At 35.1% G+C, this 20,719-nt stretch carries 20 protein-coding genes and 3 pseudogenes; 8 read left to right on the top strand and 15 right to left on the bottom strand.

What is annotated here, in order from left to right:
* Positions 1 to 2: 2 nt before the first annotated feature.
* The gene (locus AC806_RS03620; protein ID WP_014124456.1) at positions 3 to 767 is read right to left on the bottom strand and encodes an ABC transporter ATP-binding protein; all 765 of its coding nucleotides are present in this window, start codon (positions 765 to 767) and stop codon (positions 3 to 5) included.
* A 14-nt stretch (positions 768 to 781) separates the two neighbouring features.
* A complete protein-coding gene (locus tag AC806_RS11660; protein ID WP_257784584.1) occupies positions 782 to 985 on the bottom strand; it encodes an iron ABC transporter permease in 204 nt (67 codons plus the stop codon).
* Positions 986 to 1,329: 344 nt separating this feature from the next.
* Here AC806_RS11660 and AC806_RS03615 point away from each other — a divergent pair.
* A pseudogene (locus AC806_RS03615) lies at positions 1,330 to 2,519 on the top strand (MFS transporter).
* Positions 2,520 to 2,880: 361 nt separating this feature from the next.
* On the opposite strand, the gene AC806_RS03605 reads toward AC806_RS03615, so the two are convergent.
* The 6 genes and pseudogenes from AC806_RS03605 to AC806_RS03580 all read right to left on the bottom strand — a co-directional run bounded on the left by AC806_RS03605 (position 2,881) and on the right by AC806_RS03580 (position 8,437).
* Positions 2,881 to 3,165 (bottom strand): hypothetical protein, encoded by a 285-nt coding sequence (locus AC806_RS03605; protein WP_014124440.1) that lies wholly within the window; start codon positions 3,163 to 3,165, stop codon positions 2,881 to 2,883.
* Positions 3,166 to 3,180: 15 nt separating this feature from the next.
* Positions 3,181 to 5,196: an FtsX-like permease family protein gene (locus AC806_RS03600; protein WP_014124439.1), complete on the bottom strand. Its 2,016-nt coding sequence runs from the start codon at positions 5,194 to 5,196 to the stop codon at positions 3,181 to 3,183.
* Positions 5,189 to 5,955: pseudogene (locus AC806_RS03595) on the bottom strand (ABC transporter ATP-binding protein). Before AC806_RS03595 ends, AC806_RS03600 begins: the two are co-directional and overlap by 8 nt.
* Before the next feature lie 127 nt (positions 5,956 to 6,082).
* Positions 6,083 to 7,081: a sensor histidine kinase gene (locus AC806_RS03590; RefSeq protein WP_041591790.1), complete on the bottom strand. Its 999-nt coding sequence runs from the start codon at positions 7,079 to 7,081 to the stop codon at positions 6,083 to 6,085.
* Entirely contained in the window at positions 7,071 to 7,742 is a 672-nt protein-coding gene (locus AC806_RS03585) for a response regulator transcription factor (RefSeq protein ID WP_014124436.1), read from the bottom strand. Before AC806_RS03585 ends, AC806_RS03590 begins: the two co-directional genes overlap by 11 nt.
* An 83-nt stretch (positions 7,743 to 7,825) precedes the next feature.
* On the bottom strand, positions 7,826 to 8,437 hold the full coding sequence (locus tag AC806_RS03580; protein ID WP_014124435.1) for a hypothetical protein: 612 nt from the start codon (positions 8,435 to 8,437) through the stop codon (positions 7,826 to 7,828).
* Between the two features lie 233 nt (positions 8,438 to 8,670).
* Between AC806_RS03580 and AC806_RS03575 the strand changes: the two genes are divergently transcribed.
* The 3 genes and pseudogenes from AC806_RS03575 (at position 8,671) to AC806_RS12290 (ending at position 10,184) form a co-directional block, all read left to right on the top strand.
* Complete coding sequence (locus AC806_RS03575; protein WP_069028785.1) at positions 8,671 to 9,123, top strand: prolyl-tRNA synthetase associated domain-containing protein; 453 nt, start codon at positions 8,671 to 8,673, stop codon at positions 9,121 to 9,123.
* Between the two features lie 219 nt (positions 9,124 to 9,342).
* Positions 9,343 to 9,920: pseudogene (locus AC806_RS12295) on the top strand (YitT family protein); the annotation flags it as partial.
* Positions 9,921 to 10,049: 129 nt separating this feature from the next.
* Complete coding sequence (locus AC806_RS12290; protein ID WP_371873168.1) at positions 10,050 to 10,184, top strand: DUF2179 domain-containing protein; 135 nt, start codon at positions 10,050 to 10,052, stop codon at positions 10,182 to 10,184.
* A gap of 135 nt (positions 10,185 to 10,319) precedes the next feature.
* Here the strand turns inward: AC806_RS12290 and AC806_RS03565 are convergent, their stop codons facing one another.
* The 6 genes from AC806_RS03565 to AC806_RS03540 all read right to left on the bottom strand — a co-directional run bounded on the left by AC806_RS03565 (position 10,320) and on the right by AC806_RS03540 (position 15,815).
* On the bottom strand, positions 10,320 to 10,868 hold the full coding sequence (locus AC806_RS03565; protein WP_014124432.1) for a bifunctional transcriptional activator/DNA repair enzyme AdaA: 549 nt from the start codon (positions 10,866 to 10,868) through the stop codon (positions 10,320 to 10,322).
* A 15-nt stretch (positions 10,869 to 10,883) separates the two neighbouring features.
* Positions 10,884 to 11,384 (bottom strand): methylated-DNA--[protein]-cysteine S-methyltransferase, encoded by a 501-nt coding sequence (locus AC806_RS03560; RefSeq protein ID WP_014124431.1) that lies wholly within the window; start codon positions 11,382 to 11,384, stop codon positions 10,884 to 10,886.
* Positions 11,385 to 11,554: 170 nt separating this feature from the next.
* Complete coding sequence (locus AC806_RS03555; protein WP_014124430.1) at positions 11,555 to 12,718, bottom strand: 5-methyltetrahydropteroyltriglutamate--homocysteine S-methyltransferase; 1,164 nt, start codon at positions 12,716 to 12,718, stop codon at positions 11,555 to 11,557.
* An 84-nt stretch (positions 12,719 to 12,802) separates the two neighbouring features.
* Positions 12,803 to 13,516: a 5'-methylthioadenosine/adenosylhomocysteine nucleosidase gene (locus AC806_RS03550; RefSeq protein WP_014124429.1), complete on the bottom strand. Its 714-nt coding sequence runs from the start codon at positions 13,514 to 13,516 to the stop codon at positions 12,803 to 12,805.
* Between the two features lies 1 nt (position 13,517).
* On the bottom strand, positions 13,518 to 14,381 hold the full coding sequence (locus AC806_RS03545) for a MetQ/NlpA family ABC transporter substrate-binding protein (protein WP_014124428.1): 864 nt from the start codon (positions 14,379 to 14,381) through the stop codon (positions 13,518 to 13,520).
* Positions 14,382 to 14,873: 492 nt separating this feature from the next.
* Positions 14,874 to 15,815 (bottom strand): 2-dehydropantoate 2-reductase, encoded by a 942-nt coding sequence (locus tag AC806_RS03540; RefSeq protein ID WP_069028784.1) that lies wholly within the window; start codon positions 15,813 to 15,815, stop codon positions 14,874 to 14,876.
* Positions 15,816 to 15,976: 161 nt separating this feature from the next.
* On the opposite strand from AC806_RS03540, the gene AC806_RS03535 reads away from it, so the two are divergent.
* Positions 15,977 to 16,990: an NADP-dependent oxidoreductase gene (locus AC806_RS03535; RefSeq protein WP_069028783.1), complete on the top strand. Its 1,014-nt coding sequence runs from the start codon at positions 15,977 to 15,979 to the stop codon at positions 16,988 to 16,990.
* Positions 16,991 to 17,298: 308 nt separating this feature from the next.
* Complete coding sequence (locus AC806_RS03530) at positions 17,299 to 17,442, top strand: putative holin-like toxin (protein ID WP_069028782.1); 144 nt, start codon at positions 17,299 to 17,301, stop codon at positions 17,440 to 17,442.
* A gap of 545 nt (positions 17,443 to 17,987) precedes the next feature.
* Here the strand turns inward: AC806_RS03530 and AC806_RS03525 are convergent.
* A complete protein-coding gene (locus tag AC806_RS03525) occupies positions 17,988 to 19,175 on the bottom strand; it encodes an NADH-dependent flavin oxidoreductase (protein ID WP_061841088.1) in 1,188 nt (395 codons plus the stop codon).
* 146 nt (positions 19,176 to 19,321) lie between these two features.
* Here AC806_RS03525 and AC806_RS03520 point away from each other — a divergent pair, with 146 nt between their 5' ends.
* Positions 19,322 to 19,693 (top strand): winged helix-turn-helix transcriptional regulator, encoded by a 372-nt coding sequence (locus AC806_RS03520; RefSeq protein WP_014124424.1) that lies wholly within the window; start codon positions 19,322 to 19,324, stop codon positions 19,691 to 19,693.
* A 271-nt stretch (positions 19,694 to 19,964) separates the two neighbouring features.
* Positions 19,965 to 20,717 (top strand): ABC transporter ATP-binding protein, encoded by a 753-nt coding sequence (locus AC806_RS03515; protein WP_014124423.1) that lies wholly within the window; start codon positions 19,965 to 19,967, stop codon positions 20,715 to 20,717.
* Positions 20,718 to 20,719: the final 2 nt, after the last annotated feature.

The raw sequence follows: 20,719 nt of genomic DNA, 5'->3' as shown, positions 1-20,719 counted from the left end.
GTCTAAAATGTATAATAACTTATCAATAAATTTTGCGTTTTCGGGTCGTTGTAGACTTCACAATCCACTTCATAAATATCCTTTAAAATTTCTTTTGTGATAACCACTTTCGGTCTACCGTAATATTTCACTTCTCCTTCCTTTATAAAATAGATATAATCACAAAATTGTGCGGCTAATGAAATATCATGTAAAGCCACTAAAGTATTTACACCTAATTGTTTAATCACACGAAGACTTTCTAATTGATACTTGATATCCAAATGATTACTTGGTTCATCTAAAATCATTAAAGTAGGTGCTTGAACAATCGCTCTAGCAAGACAAACACGTTGCTTTTCTCCTCCAGATAGTTGGGAAATAGGCCGATCTCGTAATTTGCACAGGCCTGTTTTTACCAAGGCTTCTTCTACTAATTCGTAATCATGGACACTTTCTTTTTCTAAAGCACGTAAATGAGGCGTTCTTCCCATTAGAACGATTTCTTTTACGGTAAAATCAAAACTATTATTTTGAAACTGTGACACCACAGACATTTGCTGGGCAATTTTTTTAGTTGGCGTATTTTTTAAGTTCAAATCATTTAAATAAATAGTACCGCTTTTAGGTTCTAATACGCGATATACAGATTTTAATAAGGTAGACTTCCCACTACCATTAGGACCCAATAAAGCAGTGAAAGAGTGATCATGTACTTGTAGATCAATTCCTTTAATCACTTTATTTGTTCCTTGAAAAATTTCTACGTTTTCAACATTAAGGTTCATAACATTACTCCTGACTAGTCTTTGAATTGATAATTTTTTTGAATCATGATAAATGCAAAAAATGGCGCGCCAACGATTGACGTAAAGATGCCAATAGGTAATTCATTATTTTCAACCATAGTACGAGCTAAAATATCTACAACGACTAAAAAAATACTTCCAGTCAATACAGTTATAGGAATCAATTTCCGATGGTCTGGACCAACTAAAGCTTGGATATTTTATTTTTTCTTCATCACTATAAAAAAACGAGTTAACTAGAAGAATTTCTAATTGATATTCATAAAAGGAAACACACAATCTTGGCAGCAATCCATATGATTAAAGACTCCCCTTTCTTAAACAAAGTTGTTGACTATAAAAATCTATCTTGCTAGACTATTACGGTCGTCTTTTTAAAGACATACGAAATGAAAAGTAAGGAAGTGATGATGGTGGCTTGGATTTTAGATTGGGGAGAAAAATGTAAACCAAAGCTGGGAAAACACCTTATAGATATACAGGCTGGTTATAAACCAAGCCGCTATGATTTCTTTTAAAAAATAGAATGAGGTGTTTTCCCATGCAAAAGTTTAAAACGCAAAGTTTCATTTTGATTTTAACGTCGTTTCTTTTAGGCTTTAGTGAATTTATTATCGTAGGTATCTTAGATGATATCGCTGCTTCTTTTCCTGTAGATGTTTCTACAGCGGGTTATTTGGTCACCATTTTCGCATTATCTTATGCTATTAGCACGCCTTTTGTGACTACTTTAATTGGGCAAAAACGTTTGCTTAATGTTTTATTATTCCTGATGAGTATATTTACTATCGGAAACTTTGTCACTGCTATGGCACCAACGTATGCTGTTTTAACACTTTCCCGCGTTGTCGTAGCTGTTGTTTCTGGTTCAGGCATCTCCGTGATTATGGCTTTTGCGACTTATTTAGCTCCGATGGAAAGACGCGCTTGGCTTATCGCTTGGATATTTTCAGGTTTTAGTATCGCTTCTGTTTTTGGGGTTCCATTGGGTACATTCTTAAGCACACAATTTGGTTGGCGTTCTGCTTTTTACCTCATTGCTGGACTTAGCTTTATCTTGTTGTTTTTCCTTAAGATAAGTTTACCTGATGATCTGCGGCAAAAATCTTCAGGAGCTACACGTTTTTCTGACCAGTTAGCTATTTTTAAAGATTCACGGATACAATTAAGTGCTTTCGTTACCATGTTCAGCATTGCCGGTATTTATGCTGTGTACACCTACCTGCGTCCTATTTTTTCGACAGAATTAGGGATTGCGCCTTCGTTAGTGACCTTAGCTTTTACAGCTTATGGTTTCATGTCCCTTATAAGTAATCAATTGAGTGGTAAAATCGCGGAAAGACGTGGTTTGCTTACATGCCGAAAGTTTATATTGCTGAAATTTTCTTATTAGGATGTTTGCCTGTTTTGTTAAATATACATTGGGCGGGTTTTATTGATTTAATGTTGATTGGTTTGACGATGTATCTACTCAATTCGCCTATTCAATTGCATATGATAGGTATTGCAGAAAATAGTTATCCTCAATCTATGGTGTTAGCATCTTCTTTTAATTCGATCTTTTCCAATATTGGAATTGCCATAGGTTCTGCTGTTGGAAGTCAAATCGCACAAAATGTTGGTATGCAAGCTCTCGGGCCAGGAGGTGCCGTTCTTGCTGCAATTACATTGGTACTAACACTGATGTTAAATCGTAAGAACGCCCAATTTACGGAAAGTTTAGAAGCTTAAATTTTAGAATGGATCGCCTTTCTTTTTGAAAGGCGGTTTTTTCATCAGGTTTTGTTCAATCTTGCACATAATAAATGAGGTGTTAATATATAATTGTTCGCACAGGCCGCTATAATTTATATCCGGATATGAAATTTATGGCAACACCTCCAATTGATGGCGATTTAACCCAATATATCACTTATCCTAATGAGAAATTACGAGATGAATAAGCTGAAATCTTGTTTATACATCTAACCAAATAAAGAGACAAACCGGAATACTTCTTCAACTTTAAAAGCAAGTCTTCCGATTTGTCTCTTTTTGTTTTTAAATACAATAAAGCAAAAAAATTATAATTTCCCTGCTTTTATTAGCTCTGTTACCTTCGATGCTTTTGGTACAAACGCCACTGACAGATTCCGTAAATAACCAGTAAAGCAATTGTTAACATATTTTGCTGGATATACATCCCCATCTTAAAATAGGTATTCATTTCTGGATAAAACGAAACTTGCGGAACCATATAAATAGAATAACCTAATGATAGAAGGGGCAAAACAAGCCCCCACCAAAAATGTTTTCTGGTAGATAACCAAATCTGAAGTCCCACGCCCCCAAATACTGTAATCAATACAATGAGTAAATCGGTCATTGATAACGGCATAATATCACCTCTTTTTTATTTGACGATTTTATAGTAAGTCTTGGCAGTAATTCTATAAATCATAATGTAAACCAGCAAAAAGATAACAAACGCTAGGAATAGACTCAGCGGAAATAAGTTCACTTGATTTAACATCACTAAAACCATCCCTTTTTTCATCAGCGGCAACATCACGAGTGTATGGACGCCGGTGACAAATACCGGCAAGAAAAAGACGCTTAACATTTGCGAACGAATAGCTTGTTTAATCTCTGCATCGCTTAATCCAACATTACGCATAATCCGAAAACGTTCTTTGTCATCGTAAGCTTCTGAAATTTGTTTATAATAAATGATTAATACTGTCATCATCAACAATAATAACGCTAAGTTTAAAACGAGAAATAAGACGCCTCCTCTTAACGCACGAAAGTTACCGTTAGCCTCTACTCTTGTGTCAACATTGGTAATATTCATCTTTTCTTCATTTATTTTATCTTGATAATGATTGGAAAAATCAATTTTCTCCTCTTTTGTAGCATTTACTAAATCAAATTGTGAGAAAACGCTGGTGGGTGTCGTCATCTCCTGTAAAACATCTTGTTGGCTTTGATCAATTTCTTGTAATACTTCAGGAGAGCTAACAATGATATAGTAACCATCATTTACCGCATTTGACGTTTCATTTCCTATAGCAAACTCTTCAATATTATCTTCTTCTCTTACCTCAAATTGTTGATTTAATAAGGACAATGTGTTCGCTTTATAAGCTTGTACTGTCCCGTGAACAACCACTTCGTTTTCTGCTAAATCTAATTGATCCCCCGAAATTTCCTGATAATTATCTTGATCAACAAAATAAAGATTGGCTGGTGTTTGGTTCGTTTGCGTTGAGTAAACATCTTGTGTGAGCGTAAAACCATTTTTGTCTCGTTGTGCCGGAAAATTTAGATAAGTGTAAGATAGGAAGTCCTCTACTTGAATATTGGTCTCCGCTGAAATCTGTTCGACAACCTCTTGTATTCTTGTTTTTGTGGTATCCTCTGTTTCTGCATCACTATTACCTACTTTCACTTCAGAAATCACATCACGCGGATACTGTGTATTCACTGAATTATCCGTCGTTAAATACAAGGAAGCCGCAATAGAAAACATTAAAACAACACCGACTGATAAAATAGAAATATTGGCCAAACCTACTGCATTTTTTTTCATGCGATAAAGCATACCGGAAATCGGTATAAAATGTTTGGTTTGATAATAGTATCTTTTATTCTTTTTAAGTAGCTTCGAAAAAGTAATTGTTCCTGTAGTAAACAATAAGTAAGTAGCAGCAATTACGATTAAAATGGCTAAAAAGACTAACTGCATCCCTAAAATAGGTGACTGAATCGTTAATGCTAAATAGTAACCGACGCCCATTAAAAGTAAAGCAATAATGGTCCATACAATTTTTATTTTAGGTTCTTTCTCCCCTGTATTGCTTGCTTTTAATAATTCAATGGGATTAGCAAGCCTGACTTGATAGATATTCACAAGTAAAACTGCAAGAAAAATCAAGAGAAAGAAAGCTGAGGTCCATAAGATCGGCTGCATAGAAAGCTCAAAGCCCAAAGAGACAGGCGCAGCTAACATACGTCGAATAAGAAGCGTCGCGACTTTATTTAACAACAATCCTGCTATAAGCCCGACAATTAAGCTAACGAAATAAATAAAAAGAATCTCATAGGAAAGGATCTTGCTTATATGTTTTTTATCCATGCCTAAAATGTTATAAATACCAAATTCTTTTTTTCGATTTTTCATGAGAAAACTATTCATATAAAACAAAAATATCGCAGAAAACAGAACTAATATCACATAGCCTAAAGCTAAAATTGTTTGTAGGTTCGCGCCTCCAGGGATTTGTTTCAAACCGCTATTGACAGATAAGCTTAAAATAACGAAGGTCATCATAACAGAAACAATACTTGAGATAATAAATGGATTGTAAAGTCGGCTGTTTTCGCGAATACTTTGTAAGGCTAATTTTGCGTAAAATCCATTATGCATAATAATCCTCTCCTGCACTCAATACAGTTAGTGTCTGTGAAATTTTTTGAAACATCTGCTCGCTACTTTCTTCTCCTTTATATAATTCATGAAACACATTGCCATCTTTAAAAAAAGAACGCGTTTGGCATGACTAGCTGCTTCGATACTATGTGTGACCATTAAAATCGTTTGTCCTTCATCATTAATTTGATTAAAAAGGGTGAGCAGTTCGTTGGTTGATTTTGAATCTAGCGCTCCTGTCGGTTCATCAGCTAAAACCAAAGCCGGACTAGCAATAAGTGCCCGCGCCACTGCAGCCCGTTGTTTTTGCCCACCAGATACTTCGTAAGGAAATTTCTCTAGCAATTCTAATATGCCTAATTTTTCCGCAATGGGTTTTAGTTTTTCTTCCATCATTTCATGCTTCTTTCCTGATAGAACTAAAGGTAAAAAAATATTATCTTTTAAAGAAAAAGTATCTAATAGATTAAAATCTTGGAAAACAAATCCTAGATTTTCACGTCGGAATTTTGAAATATCTTTTTCCGAAATTTGTACGATATCTTGATCATTTAATAATACTTTGCCATTTGTCGGACGATCCAGCGCTGCTAAAATATTCAGTAAGGTTGTTTTGCCAGAACCCGATTCGCCCATAATGGCAATATATTCTCCACTTTCAACAGAAAAAGAAAGATTCGCCAAGGCTTCCAACTTATTTTTTCCGAATCGATTGCTATATACTTTCTTTAATTCTTGTACTTGTAGAAGACTCATTTTTAGCTCCTCACTTTCTAAGTAGTGATATTTCTTTGTTAATCTAACGATAGCAAAAAAGAGAAATGCCTTTCTATAATTTAAGCTGGCATTTCTCTTTATTTTCTAACAGTTTTGTTAGATTGCTTTATTTTGTAATCATTTCCTGTTTGTCAAAATGTATAGATACTTTTGTCCCTTTTTTAGCTTTGGAAGATAGGAAAAGCTGGTGCCCTAATTTCTGAATCACTTGTTTGGACAGGTAAAAGCCAATGCCCGTAGCATTTTTTTGTTGGCGTCCCGTAAATCCTGTGAAATTTCTTTGACCCACTCTAGGTAAATCTTCTGCTGAAATACCAATACCTGTATCTTCGATAACTAAAGACTGATTTTCTAAATAAATCGATATTGATCCTTCATGAGTGTACTTTAAGGCATTAGAAAGTAGTTGATCGATGACAAAACTTAGCCACTTGGCATCAGTAACAACACGAAGATGAATCATCTCATAATGTAGCGTAAGTTTTTTTCGGATAAAAGAAGGAGCGTACTTTTTAATATTTTCTCGAATTAAGTCATCTACATCCACTTCTTGAAAATGATAATCGGTGGAAGAACTTTCCAAGCGGACATACTGTAAAATCAAATTTACGTACTGATCAATTTTAAATAGTTGTTCTTCCAACTCATCTGAAACTTCTGCTTCATCTTCTTGTAAAATTAAATGAAGTGCTGCAATCGGTACCTTAATCTGATGGACCCAAGTTGTGAAATAATCCAAAATTTCTTGTTCAGTGTGTGCCGCTTCATTTTCTAAAGCTAAAAGCTGCTGGTTTATTTTTTGAATAATTACTTGATAGTCCTTTTCAACAGAACCATTGCTTTCAGGTAAGTCTTTGAATGTGACCTCTTCAGAACTTTTAAGACGAGCTAATTGAGTACGTTTGGTATAGAAATGGTAAAAATCAAAAACACCCATAATAATAACTACAAAACTGCTGATAACAATGCTTAATAAAGCTCTTTCTAGCGGCAATTGATAAACATAGCCCACTACAATATTAACCACAGCAAAAAAGAGACAGAGAAAAAGAAACATTCTTTGTTTGTATAGATATTGGAGTAGTAGCACACCTTTAGTTTTCAATAAGATAACCTTCTCCTTTTTTTGTACGAACAAAATCCTCTAAGCCCATTTCAGCTAACTTTTTCCTTAAACGATTGATATTGGTATACAGTGCGCTATCATCCACATAACTATCTGATTCCCATAGATAAAGCATGAGCTTTTTCCGAGAGACAATATGTCCTTTATTTTCCATTAACTTTTGGAAAACTTTTGCTTCGTTTTTTGTCAGTTCCATCTCATGGTCTTGATAGGAAATCGTAAAGTTGCTGCTATTAAAAATTAAACCACGATGTTCAATTAAGTCATTGGAATCACTAAAGTCGTAACTACGACGAAGAAGCGCTTGTATTTTTGCCATTAAAATTTCCAAGTCAAAGGGTTTTGTAATATAATCATCGGCTCCCATCTCAATTGCACGAAGAATATTCAGATTATCTATAGCCGAGGAGATAAAAATAATCGGCACACTGGAAATTTTCCGCATTTCCCGACACCAATGGTAACCGTCAAAAAAAGGAAGGGTGATATCAAGCAAAACTAGCTGCGGATCAAAGGAAACAAGTGCTGACAAAATGTTTTGAAAATCCTTTGCAATCAAACTTTCATAATCCCATTTTACTAGATGTTGTTTGATTTTATTAGCAATCACTTCATCATCTTCAACGATAAATATTTTCATGACGGCACCTCTTTTCTTCCCATATTTTCCTTTAGTATGCCTTAATCCAAGCTTTCTGTCTAATATTTTCAGCTGTTTAAACACTAGTGACGATTGATCAACGACCCCACCCATATTTCCATTGAAAATAATTGAGAGAAGAACGAAGGCTTTGCTTCATTTATTGCTGCGTTGTTATAGTAATCACTTAGTTTTCCTTGAAATTCTAACTGTAATGTAGGAATTTCTTTTAAATCTTGCGGCGCAACTAAAGATAATGGTTTTTCAAAAGTATTAAACTCGCATTCTGCCAGTACTGAAGCGACAAATTGTGAACAGAAAAATACATGATCTCTTTTTATAGGTCTATTGATTAAAAAACCAAATAAACCAATAAAATTATAATGATAATATTCTTTTTCTGCTTTTATTTGTTCAACATATAACTCCATTTGTTCTAATTGCTCTTGTGTAATATCAAAAGAGTAAACTGCACAGTGCGCTTTTTTAAGTAGCCCCGTTCTGATATTTTCCTCGATAAACCCACCAATAAATGGATTTCTTATATGCTTTCTGCCAAAGCTATAAACTTCCGACAAATCAGAAGTAAAAGCAATGGAAGCATGATTGTAAGGATGATGTGTATACAGCCTAATAAACTTAGTAAACAGCGTTCCCGTATCGGTTAATAGTATATATCCTTTTTTCTCTTCCATAATCTTGCTCCTTTAACTCTCCTATTAAGAATATTTTCTATTCTCAATATAACGATAAAATACTAAAAAAGAATTAATTAATTTCTTAAAAAAGAGTTAACTATTTTCTAATTGATAACAATTATCTAAAACTTGAGAACATCTTTATACCATGATAATTTATTATTAATAATAAAGCTATAAGGAGATCTTTTATAGAACAAAAACAACTCGTCTATGCAAAGTTAGAAGAAATGAATATTGATTTTCAAAGGATTGAGCACCCGGCTGTTTACACAATAGAAGAAATGAAAGCCCTGGATTTTCCAGCGCATTCCACCGTTGCTAAAAATTTATTTTTAAGAAATGGCAATGGGAAAGAACACTATCTGCTTGTGGTTGAAGAGGATCAAAATATAGATTTAAAAGAAGTTAAAACAATGATTGCCTCTTCTCGCTTATCTTTTGCCTCTGAAGAACGGCTTGAAAAATACTTAGGCTTAGCTAAAGGAGCTGTCAGTCCATTTGGTTTATTAAATGACAAACAGAACGATGTGACTGTTTATGTAGATAGTCATTTAAAAGACGCAAATGTCATTGGTCTTCACCCTAATGATAACACTGCTACTGTTTTTATTACTTTTGAGCAGCTCTTGCAATTTATAAAAGAAACAAAACATGAAATCCATCAATTAAATTTTGCTTAATTCATTTTACAAAAGAATACCGAATTGGAGGCAAGTACTTAAATACTTGCCTTTTTCATTGAAAAAAATGCTTGATTTCAGTAAATTTTCAAGCTTTTTTAGTAGATTATACAATAAAAAATATGCTATCCTATTCCAGGATTATTAATAACTCTTGCAAGCTTATAGACTGCTTTAAAGCAGCTTATTATATTTTCAAGGGGAGAAAGGAGTGTAGTAATGGCTAAATTTATTAATAAACATTATAAAAATATCATACTTTGTTTCATAGGAACTTTTATCAATGCGCTCGGTGTTAACTGTTTTCTACTTGGAGCAAATTTAGGAGATGGAGGTACTGTCGGGATATCTTTGGCTTTAAGGTATACGCTTGGCCTTTCGCCCGCCTTAACATCTTTGATTATAAACACTTTAGTCGTTTTTGTCGGTTGGAAATTTTTAAGTAAAACCACAGCAATTTATACTGTGATCGCCAACACTGCACTTTCTTTCTGAATTTAACCGAAGGAATCAATTTAGGTGTCGACGACTTTGTTATAAACTCTGTGTTCGGGGGTGCTGTTATAGGTATTGGCGCGGGTCTAGTGATCTCAACAGGTAGTACCCTAGGCGGAACTTCAGTTATAGCTAAAGTCCTCAACAAATATCTGGATATAAAAACTTCTCAAGGAATTTTTATGTTGGATGGTCTAGTTGTCCTATCTTTTCTTTTAGTACTTCCTATAGAAAATGTTTTATTTACTATCATTATGCTGTTTGTAACAGAAAGAGCTACCTCCTTTATTATTGAAGGTTTTAACCCTAAAAAGGCGGTTACCATTATATCTAATAAGAATGAGGAAATCAGTAATAAAATCAATGATTTTACAGGCAGAGGTTCAACGTTATTAACAGGTAGCGGTGGTTATAGTAAAAATCAAAGAACCATGCTTTATGTTGTTGTACCGCAATCACAAGTTACTAGGATTAAAAAGCTTGTCAATAAGGAAGACGAACATGCATTTTTGGCCATTCATGATGTTAGAGATGTATTAGGTAGTGGCTTTATCAATATCAATTAAGATAAAAATATTCCTTGTTCCCACCATAATTTACAAATATTGGTGGGAACTTTTTTGATGTCCCTCCAATAATTTTTCAATTGCTGGCATCTTTTTAATGATACCACCATTTTTTATGATTTTGGAGGAGTCATTTTATTTGATGTATTTTCTCCTAAATTGTAAAGGAGAGTCATCGTAATACTCGCCAAACTTTTTGATAAAGTAAGCGACATTTTCCATCCCTACGCTTTCAGCAATTTCTTTGACGGTTCGATTTGTTTCCAACAATCCTTTTTTTGCCATAGTTAGACGAATATTCATCAATCGTTTTTGTGGGGTTATCCCAGTAATTGCTTTATAAGTGTGGCGTAAATATGATTCTGAACCTCGTGCTAAGTGAGCTAATTCTTCTAGGGTTAACTTCTGCTGATAGTTATGAAGTAAAATCGTATCAATTTCTCTTACCCATTCCTGATTGCTAACTGGCTCACCTAAGGGTTGGCATCTTTTACAAGGTCTGTAACCTGCCTGTACAGCCCCTTCTTTTGTATAATAAATTTCTATATTTTCTTTTTTGGGTAATCTTGAAAGACAAGAGGGGCGACAAAAAATCCGAGTACTTTTGACTGCATACCAAAAGATATCATCATAATACTTATTATTAGCTTTTATGGCCTGCCACTCAGTTTTTGTTACACTCACACAATAAACCTCCTCTCATCGAATGTCTTCTAAAGTAAGCAGTTTTAATTTTCTTTCGATCCCTCCTGCATAACCGGTCAGAGAACCATCGCTTCCAATGACTCTATGACAAGGGATAATGATCGAAATAGGATTATGTCCTACAGCGCCACCAACAGCTCGTGCTGATCCGACGTTTTCACCGTAATTTTCTTTTAATTTATCAAGGATTTGCTGATAAGTAATTGTTTGTCCATAAGGTACAGTTTGCAAAATTGATAATACCTTTTGACGAAAATCTGTAACTTTAGGAGCTAATGATAAATGCTCTTTTGCAGGTTTTCTTCCGTCGAAATAGTCACTCAACCACTCTTTTACTTTCTTTATCACACGGTTTTCTTGATAAACAGCTTCTTCTAAAGAATAGGAAGCACCGTAATATTTCTGATCTTCAAACCATAGCCCCAACACAGAACTGTTGTCAGCTAATATTAGGAGATTGCCTAAAGGTGATGCATATTTACTTTTATATAACATCTTTTCCCACCTTTCTTTTATCATCTTTACTCATTTCATCACTAAAAAAATTTCTTTCTTATAAATCTATTATAGCAATTTTTTCCTATAAAAAATAATACAATCTGGCTTTTTTAACCTAAAAAAAGTCCAGACCTATTCTTTTATAGATCTGGACTTTTGCTGTTAAATTAAGCATCTTTCCATACTTCTTGGGCAATGTCTTTGATAAATCTTATTTTATTCCATTGCTGTTCTTCGGTTAAAATATTTCCTTCTTCAGTGGAGGCAAAACCACATTGAGGACTAAGACATAAATTTTCTAAAGGAACAAACTGACTTGCTTCTTTGATGCGAGCGATAATATCTTCCCGATTTTCTAAACTTCCTGATTTAGAAGTCACTAAGCCTAAAACCACCTTCTTTCCAGCTGTTACATTAGCTAAAGGTGAAAAACCGCCTGCACGATCACTATCGTATTCTAGATAATAAGCGTTGACATTTTCTTGGTCAAATAAGGGGCTAGACACATTATCATAGCCACCTGAAGAGGACCAAGTTGACTGATAATTTCCTCGACAAATGTGTGTGTTGATCACAAGATCTTGTGGTTGATTGTCGATAATTGCATTATTTAAAGTAACAAACAACCGTTTTTGTTCTTCCGCTTCTTTTTCAGCCCTAGCGCGCTCTTTACTAGCCACTTTTTCTGGAATACCATTTGTCATAGAAGTGCCAGCTGCTAACATTCCCCAAGTACAATCATCGATTTGTAAGGTTTTAACACCTGCAGCATAAAATTCCGATATCGCTTCTCGATAGGCGGAAATAATCCCGTCAACTAAGGCTTCTGTTGTTGAATATATTTCTTTAGTTGATGCTTCATTTTCCGGTCTAGCCAATTCTGCCCAAAATTGTGCAGGGGCTGGTATCGTTAATTTTACTTCCGTATCTTCTTTTGCATGTTCTTTTGCAAAACGAAAATGTTCTACAAAGGGATGATTTTTTCCACCCAGTTTACCTGTTAGTCTAGCAGTTTCTGCTCGAGTTTCCTTGTCTTTAAACTGATAGCCTTTATCACTTGCTGCTTTTGTAACACCATTGAGTCCCCAAAAGAAATCTAAATGCCACCAACTACGACGAAACTCACCGTCCGTTACAGCGTTAAGTCCAACTTCTTCCTGTTTCTTTATTAAATCAATAATTGCCTGATCTTCTACTTCTTTTAATTCTTCTGCCGAGATGTTTCCTTGCTCAAAATCTTCTCTAGCTTGCTTTAACGCCTCGGGTCTTAAGAAACTACCGACGATGTCATAACGATAAGGTGATTGTTGTTTTAATTTTGTATCTGCCATTATAATTCCTCCTGTATTATCTTTTTATTTATTATTTTTAAATACTTTTGAGAACTGGCTCTCTTCCTTTATATCATCCTTTTTTTATTTAATTTTTTTATCTACAGCATCCTTTGATAAGCTATTTAAAAGAATTTGAACAGCTTGAAATGCTTGAACGCTCACGTTATCCACTGAATCATCAAACATCTGTGGTGCTTTATCTCCTACCTTATCCGAAATTGCGCGCACATTGAGTATCGGAATATTATAAAAACTAGCTACTTGAGCAATTGCGCAACTTTCCATATCCGAACCTATCAAGTCTGGAAAATTTTTGCGTATTGTGTTGATAGTGGCATCATCACTCATAAAAGAATCCGCAGTTACAATCGTTCCTAAATGATAAGTAATATTGTGAACAGCAAATAACTTTTCAACTTCTTGCAAAAGAGCATGGCTAATCGGATAATCAGCTGGCATCTGAGGCACTTGACCATATTGATAGTCAAAGCCTGTCGCATCCACATCACTATAAACAAAACGATCGCTAAGAAGTATTTCTCCTAAGGCTGCATTTGCATGAAAAGTACCAGTAGTTCCAGTATTAATAATTAAATCGGGTGCGACATGTTCACATAACCAAGCCGTACTAGCAGCCGCATTTACTTTACCAATACCTGATTCAACTAAATAAACATCTTCGTTGAGTTTTTCAATAACAGTCTTTCCTTTTTGCCAAATTTGTTTACGTTGTGTGAAGAATTCACGAAAAGGAGTTACTTCTTCTTGCATCGCCGCAATAATAGCAATTTTCACTTTATTCCCCCCAAACTTCATCAATTGATTCGTCTACTTCTACTTTGGTACCTTCAAATTCTTCATCTATATACTCTTGGATTTCAGGGTCATGATAGATTTCTCCTAGCTTTTGCAGATCTTCTTCATCTTCTCTTCCTTCTTGGACTGCAATAATGTTAAAATTCCCTTTATTGTCATCATTAACTTCTTCATGATAAATAGCATCTTCTAATACATTTAGCCCCCCTTCAAGTGCGACCGTGTTACTGATTGGAATTAAATCCAAATCAGATAAAACACGAGGGCCCGTCAGATCATCAATTAAGCTAAACTCGAGATTTTTAAGATTTTCTGCAATATCATCAGGTGTACCCAGCCCATCATCAAAGTCCTCTTCTAGTGTAATCAATCCAGCCGATTCTAATAGGCGCAATCCTCGTGCGGTATTTGCTGGATTATCTGCTAGCGCTACCTGAGCACCATTAGGAAGATCTTCCACAGAATCATACTTGTCTGAGTATAATCCCATAGGTTCCATATAAGTTGTCGCTATAGGAATTAAATTTGTTTCACTTTCTTCGTTATAACTTTTTAAATATTCAATAGACTGAAAAGCATTCGCGTCTACATCGCCATCTGCCACAGCATTATTGGACTGTGTTCCTCCTGTGATTTCTGTTACCTCAATTTCAAGTCCCGCCTCTTGGGCTGCATCTGAGTTTGCGATATAATCCCAAACTTCCGCATCCGAATCTACTGAACTGATATGAACAACACCATCATTTTGCTGTGCACCCTCTTGTTCTGCAGACCCACTATTTCCACAAGCACCTAAAAGCAGTAAAAAAATTGTTGCACCTATATATAAACTTATTTTTTTCATGTGTCACCTTCCTTAATGTTTAAACAACTAATGATACGCCAACAAACAAGCAAATTCTTCCCCCTTATATGTTTTTAGAGATAAAAAAAAATCTCCATCCCTTTGCTTATTATTTCTAATAAACAAAGGGACGAAGACTTTTCGTGTTACCACCCTTATTCATATCGACCTCACAGCCAATATCTCAACGGTACGCATGATACCCGGCAGTATATCGGCTGCTTTCCCGTTTATTCAGCGCTAACTGAACAAAAAGCTTAGAGCTCATCTTCACTAAATTTATTTGCACCCTTTCACACCATCCGGGCTCTCTTTAACAAACGCAATAGTTACTCTTCTCTATTATCGCTTTATCTGTGATTTGCAAATTAGTATAGAGAATAGTCAAAACTTTGTCAAGCTATTTTTTGAAAATTCTTCCATTTTAACTATTAGTCCTTGTATACCATTGCTGCTAAATCAAATTTTTTAATTATTCTGATAATCTTATTTTTAACTAACACCTAAAATTTCCTCTTTGGAATGAATCAATTCTGTTAAAAAGTTACAATAAGGCGTTGGTATTTGGTATTGTTTTCCTTTTCTAACAATCACGCCATTAATATAGTCGATCTCAGTTAAACGTTTATTATCGATTAAATCCTGATACATTGATGGATAATGTAAACCTATTGTTTCTGGATCAAAACTTGATTTTATTTGTGTTAAAACTTCGTCTTTGTCTAGGAAAATATTTTGTGCGTTAGCAATTGCGATAAATTCATCGACAATTTGAGAAATAATAATGTTGGCGTAACTGCTTGCACCAAGACTAGCGATGTTACATTCTAAAACAGTGCATAGTCCATTGACACTTCCATTCACACATGCCTTTTTATAAATAGAGGACAAAATATTAGAAGAATACTTTGCATTTAAATCAGCTCGGTTCAATGCCTCAACAATTGTATTGGCTGCTTGTTCTTGGCCTTGTGCTAAGTTTTGTAAGTCAATCGAACCATCGCCAAATAGTTTCACTTTTCCTGGGCCTTGCAGACCGGAAGTCCACATAGTATTTCCTAAGAAAATATTTTGATAAGGTACATATTTTTTAATCATATCTTCATGACCAATGCCGTTTAGTAGACAAAGTACCTTCGTATCTTCATGTAAAAGACTATTAATAGATTGCAACATGGAATCTAACTGCATAGCTTTAGTAAATAAAATCACCAAATCTGCTGAAAAATCAACCTTTGCAATCTCATTTTGATTATAGGCAGAAATATTTTCAACTATTTTTTCTCCGTTAAAATTAGCTTGTAATCCATTTTTATTGATTGCATCAATGTGTTCTTGCCAACCATCCACTAAAACAACTTCATGATTCGCACGATGTAACATTAGCCCAAAACGACTTCCCATAGCTCCGGCTCCGGCTATAATAATTTTCATATAATTCACTTCCTACTAGGTATATTCATTTCACCCATTTTATTATACTACGCTTATTCCTGATAAAAAACCATTTAAGAGGTTGTAATTTTTTTACGTTCAGATATTATCCGTGCTACACTTTTATTGTACAGAAAATATATTAAGCGGAGGTAATATAAATGCAACAAGAACAATTAATTCTAAAAGAACGTCCGAATGGTTTACCCGATGATAATACTTTCGAGTATAAAAACATTGATGTTTTTGAAGCAGGGCAAGGCGAAATATTAGTCAAAACTTTATATCTCTCAGTTGATCCGTATATGCGTGGCAGAATGTCCGATGCGCCTTCTTATTCTGCACCTTTTGAAGTTGGTCAACCTCTAAACGGAGCGGTCGTTAGCCAAGTGATTCGTTCAAACGATAATAATTTTTCAAAAGACGATTTAGTAACTGGTAATCTTGACTTTCAAGAGTATAATGTCATAAAAGCTTCAGATGTACGAAAAGTGCAAACAGAAGGTTTAAAAGCAAGTAATGCACTCAGCGTATTAGGAATGCCTGCTTTAACAGCTTACTTTGGTATGATGCATATTGGCGAACCCAAAAAAGGCGAAACTGTCGTCGTATCAGGCGCAGCTGGAGCGGTTGGACAAGTGGCTGGTCAACTCGCTAAAAGAGTCGGTGCTCGTGTCGTTGGCATCGTCGGTTCAGAGAAAAAAGCAAAATATATCACTGAAACATTAGGCTATGATGCGGCTGTAGAATATAAAAAGGGAAATGTCAGTGAACAACTAAAAGAAACCTGCCCTAACGGTATTGATGTTTATTATGAAAATGTCGGTGGCGAAATCTCAGAAGCAGTTTGGCCTTTATTAAATGTTTTTGCCCGTATTCCTGTATGTGGCGCGATTTCCTCCTATAACCTTAAAGAAGGCGAAGAAGATATCGGCCTGCGTGTACAACGTTTCTTAATTAACTCTCGGGCAAAAATGCAAGGATTGCTAGTCGGTGATTTCGCGGATTCTTTCGATGAAGCTTATACCGCTCTGGAAAAAGCAGTAGCTAATGGTGAATTACAATTTGAAGAAACCATTTACAATGGTTTCCATAAAACACCAGATGCCTTTTTAGGTCTATTTAGCGGGGAAAATATCGGAAAACAAATTGTGAAAGTTGCAGATAAAGAGTAGTTAAATAATAAAAAAGAGAAAATGTAAGAGCGCTAAGTATCGCTCAAACATTCTTCTCTTTTTTATTTTCTTTCATATATTTCGTAAATCTTACTACCCAACAACTTTTCCTTATGACATACTCTTTCTGAAAAAGAGCGGGAATCATTTGTTTTGATTAATGGAACAGCCATCATTATGGGAAGTTTAATAGGTGTATTATTAAGAAATTTTTCTGAAGAAATGAGAGCCTTACCATTTTTATGTTATACTGTATTGGACAGTAAAGTTTGTGACGGTGGCTATCTTTTTGAAAGGCGGTGGTACTTATGAATGTAAGTGCTAAAATCTTAAAAGAAAGGAGAGGCCTTTTGTCTGTGGCTGAAGCGTTAGGGCTAATGATTGGTTTCGGTTCTTTAATCGCGACTTTAATTTTTGGTATCCTAGCAATAGTAAAAAACGACAAAAAATAACCGTCAACTTTAGCAGGGCGACGGTTATTTTTAATTAAATAATGTGTTCTGTCACCATCTTAAACGGTGCTGTCATTGAGGGATTGTTCATAGCAATTCCTCTCTCCTTATATAAGGAAGTATAGCATATAAAAGCGGATTATTCAATGTAGAGTCTTTGAGTGTATCATAGTATGAGCATTTCAAATTTAGCTTAGATTTAGGGATGCTATACCATTTATTTTATAAGTAATAAACATTCTGATATGAATAAAGACAGGGAATAAAATCCAAATCGACTCCCTATGTTTGAAAAGATAGGGAACGTTTCTCGATTCTACTCCCTGAGAAGTAAAAGACAGGGAGTATATTAAAAAAAGACGACTCCCTGTTATTAGCGTCAATTAGCATAAAATTGTATAAATATAGCAAAAAAGAAGAAACATAGGGGTTAAATAGCTGATTTACTCCCTGTGATGAACATATCAGGGAGTAAAATAGCCATTTAACCCCTGAAAAACCAAAGATAGGGAACACTTTTTTAATTTACTCCCCGTCCTTGACCCTTATAGTTTCTTTTCGAAACCTTCCATTGGAGCGGCTTGGTTTTGGTAATTTTCTGCTTTTTTGCCATCAGGTGTAAAGTTCATTACACTGCCAAATGATTCTTTCAAATAAGTTTGCATAGCACCTGAAATGCCTAGTTCTTCCATATCCGCAAGGCTCATTGTCGTACGGATACTTGCTTCATCGCCTGTCATTGCTTTTTCTACCCAATGAGGTTCACGTAAAAGCTCACGTCCAATAGCCACTAAGTCAGTGCCACTATTTATCATTTCTTCAGCATCTTCTGGCGTCTCCACTGAACCCACGCCGATAAGCGGAACCTCATTAGCGATTTTTTCCGTAAATTTTTTCAAAATAGGCGTAGTATCTGTTTTATCATTTAGCGAAGTACGTTTATAACTTCCCATAGATAAATGAATATAATCCACTTGATTTTTAATTGTTTCAGCAAGATATAAGGTATCTTCTAAATGAATGCCTGGTGTTTCAACTTCTTCAGGTGAAATCCGATAGCCTAATAAAAACGAATCAGTTGCATACTTTTCGATCGTTTCAGTTACTTCTTTAATAACTGCCAGCGGGAATCTCAAACGTTTTTCCTGACTACCTCCCCATTCATCAGAACGTTGGTTAGAATTGGCAGAATAAAATTGTTGTAACAAATAAGTATTTGCCCCATGTAATTCCACACCATCAAAACCTGCTTGAATTGCTCGTCTAGTAGCAGCACCAAAATCATTAATAATTTGTTCGATTTCTTCTTGTTCTAATGCTCGAGGAGTTTCCAAACCGGGAGGAAATTCTGCTGCGATTGCACTAGCACTTACAGGTGTTTCTCCGCGTAATACTTGTGAGGTTGATTTTCTCCCTGCATTAAAAATTTGCAAAATCGCTTTTGCGCCATCCTTTTTGATCGTTGCCGCTAACTTTCTTAATCCGGGTAACATTTCATCATGGGCTACGGAAAGTTCGCCTTCAAATCCTTTCCCATTATCGGAAACATTAGCTACTGAGCTAATTACCATTCCTGGACCTCCAGCTCTAGCAGCAAAATAATTAAGCTCATCTTGCGTAATCTTGCCATTATAAAAGCTAGACATTGTAGTCATAGGTGCCATGACTATTTTATTCTTTAAGGTGATGCCATTGTTAAATTGTAAAGGTTCTAAAAATTGATAATCTGCCATAGTTCAACACTCCTTATTTTTTAGCAAAGCTCTTTTCTTTTGCTTTACATATGTTAGTATAAATCTACGAAGAAGAATACGTAAGTACGCACTATAAAGTGCTATAGGTACCAAAAAGTTCCTATTGGAAGAAAAGAGGATTTATCATGAGTAAAATATATCAAATGGGCATTGAGGCTACTTTAGATGTTATCGGTGGAAAATGGAAACCTATTATATTATGTAATTTAGGACATGGACCCTTACGCTCAGGAGAATTAAAAAGAAAGCTCCCTAACGTTACGCAAAAAATGCTAACACAACAGCTTAGAGAGTTGGAAAAAGATCAGATTATTGCTCGAGAAGTTTATAACCAAGTTCCCCCTAAAGTCGTCTACGCTTTAACAGAAGAAGGAAAGACATTACGAGATATTCTAGTTTCCATGTCTATTTGGGGAGAAAAACGGATTAAACAAGCACAAACAGATGGCGAAGATGTTACTTTATTAAGGGATTATGACGGTTTTATAGAGATGTAAAAAAACATTACTAACTCCATAATGATTAGAGAAGCAAGCTAATCATTATGGAGTATTTTTGTATTGTAAGACTTTTGTAAGATTTACGAAAAAGATTCGAAAGTTTCTCTTATTAAGATAAGTCTATCATCAAATAACAGGGAGGAAATCTTTTGCAAAAATTTTTGGTTGGAATTGTACTTAAAACAAAAAAGAAGCGTGACAACTTATGAACCAGTCAAAGAAATTGACATCCTAAATACGAAAGAAAAACTATGAGGAGGAAATGAACATGGAAAAAATTGTCGATGCACAAGATTTGAGAAAAGTTTATGGTAAAGCGCAAGGAGAACAAACTGAGGCGTTAAAACAACTTTCTTTTACTGTGGAAAAAGGAGAATTTATCGGTATTATGGGCCCTTCTGGTTCGGGTAAATCGACCTTGTTAAATTTATTAGCCACGCTTGATAAACCAACAGATGGAACAATCACCATCGACGGAAATGACGTCACAAAACTAAAGGGTAACCAGATTGCGGATTTTCGTAGTCAAGAAATAGGATTTATCTTTCAAGAATTTAACCTTTTAGAAAATCTAACGGCTTCTGAGAATATTGCGGTCCCCCTTTCACTTCAAGGTGTTAACGCTAAGGAAATCAAAAAAAGAGTAAATCAAATCGCGCAGCGATTATCAATTGATGCCATTTTAGAAAAGTACCCAGCAGAAATTTCTGGTGGGCAAAAACAACGGGTAGCCGCCGCTCGTGCTTTAGTGACTCAACCTGCCATCTTATTAGGTGATGAACCTACGGGCGCTCTTGATTCGCAAAGTTCACGTGATTTGCTGGACACCATGAAAGAATTAAATCAAAATGACCAGATTTCCATCTTACTTGTAACCCACGATCCTTTTTCTGCTAGTTACTGTAAACGGATTTTATTTATCCAAGATGGTGTCATCCAACAAGAAGTCAAAAGAAACGACCAAAGTCGAGAAAGTTTTTATAGACAAATATTAAAGATTCTAGGAACTTTAGAACAATAGGA

The organism is Tetragenococcus halophilus, assembly GCF_001712815.1.
Classification (GTDB): Bacteria; Bacillota; Bacilli; order Lactobacillales; family Enterococcaceae; genus Tetragenococcus; species Tetragenococcus halophilus.
Note: the sequence above shows the minus strand (reverse complement) of the source record. Positions and strands in the feature narration are given on the sequence as shown.

Excerpts from the sequence above, each read along its gene's own strand:
- AC806_RS03620 (WP_014124456.1), bottom strand. The coding sequence starts at position 767 with ATGAACCTTAATGTTGAAAACGTAGAAATTTTTCAAGGAACAAATAAA.
- AC806_RS03605 (WP_014124440.1), bottom strand. The coding sequence starts at position 3,165 with ATGCCGTTATCAATGACCGATTTACTCATTGTATTGATTACAGTATTT.
- AC806_RS03600 (WP_014124439.1), bottom strand. The coding sequence starts at position 5,196 with ATGCATAATGGATTTTACGCAAAATTAGCCTTACAAAGTATTCGCGAA.
- AC806_RS03585 (WP_014124436.1), bottom strand. The coding sequence starts at position 7,742 with ATGAAAATATTTATCGTTGAAGATGATGAAGTGATTGCTAATAAAATC.
- AC806_RS03580 (WP_014124435.1), bottom strand. The coding sequence starts at position 8,437 with ATGGAAGAGAAAAAAGGATATATACTATTAACCGATACGGGAACGCTG.
- AC806_RS03575 (WP_069028785.1), top strand. The coding sequence starts at position 8,671 with ATGAATATTGATTTTCAAAGGATTGAGCACCCGGCTGTTTACACAATA.
- AC806_RS12290 (WP_371873168.1), top strand. The coding sequence starts at position 10,050 with ATGCTTTATGTTGTTGTACCGCAATCACAAGTTACTAGGATTAAAAAG.
- AC806_RS03560 (WP_014124431.1), bottom strand. The coding sequence starts at position 11,384 with ATGTTATATAAAAGTAAATATGCATCACCTTTAGGCAATCTCCTAATA.
- AC806_RS03555 (WP_014124430.1), bottom strand. The coding sequence starts at position 12,718 with ATGGCAGATACAAAATTAAAACAACAATCACCTTATCGTTATGACATC.
- AC806_RS03545 (WP_014124428.1), bottom strand. The coding sequence starts at position 14,381 with ATGAAAAAAATAAGTTTATATATAGGTGCAACAATTTTTTTACTGCTT.
- AC806_RS03540 (WP_069028784.1), bottom strand. The coding sequence starts at position 15,815 with ATGAAAATTATTATAGCCGGAGCCGGAGCTATGGGAAGTCGTTTTGGG.
- AC806_RS03535 (WP_069028783.1), top strand. The coding sequence starts at position 15,977 with ATGCAACAAGAACAATTAATTCTAAAAGAACGTCCGAATGGTTTACCC.
- AC806_RS03530 (WP_069028782.1), top strand. The coding sequence starts at position 17,299 with ATGAATGTAAGTGCTAAAATCTTAAAAGAAAGGAGAGGCCTTTTGTCT.
- AC806_RS03525 (WP_061841088.1), bottom strand. The coding sequence starts at position 19,175 with ATGGCAGATTATCAATTTTTAGAACCTTTACAATTTAACAATGGCATC.
- AC806_RS03520 (WP_014124424.1), top strand. The coding sequence starts at position 19,322 with ATGAGTAAAATATATCAAATGGGCATTGAGGCTACTTTAGATGTTATC.
- AC806_RS03515 (WP_014124423.1), top strand. The coding sequence starts at position 19,965 with ATGGAAAAAATTGTCGATGCACAAGATTTGAGAAAAGTTTATGGTAAA.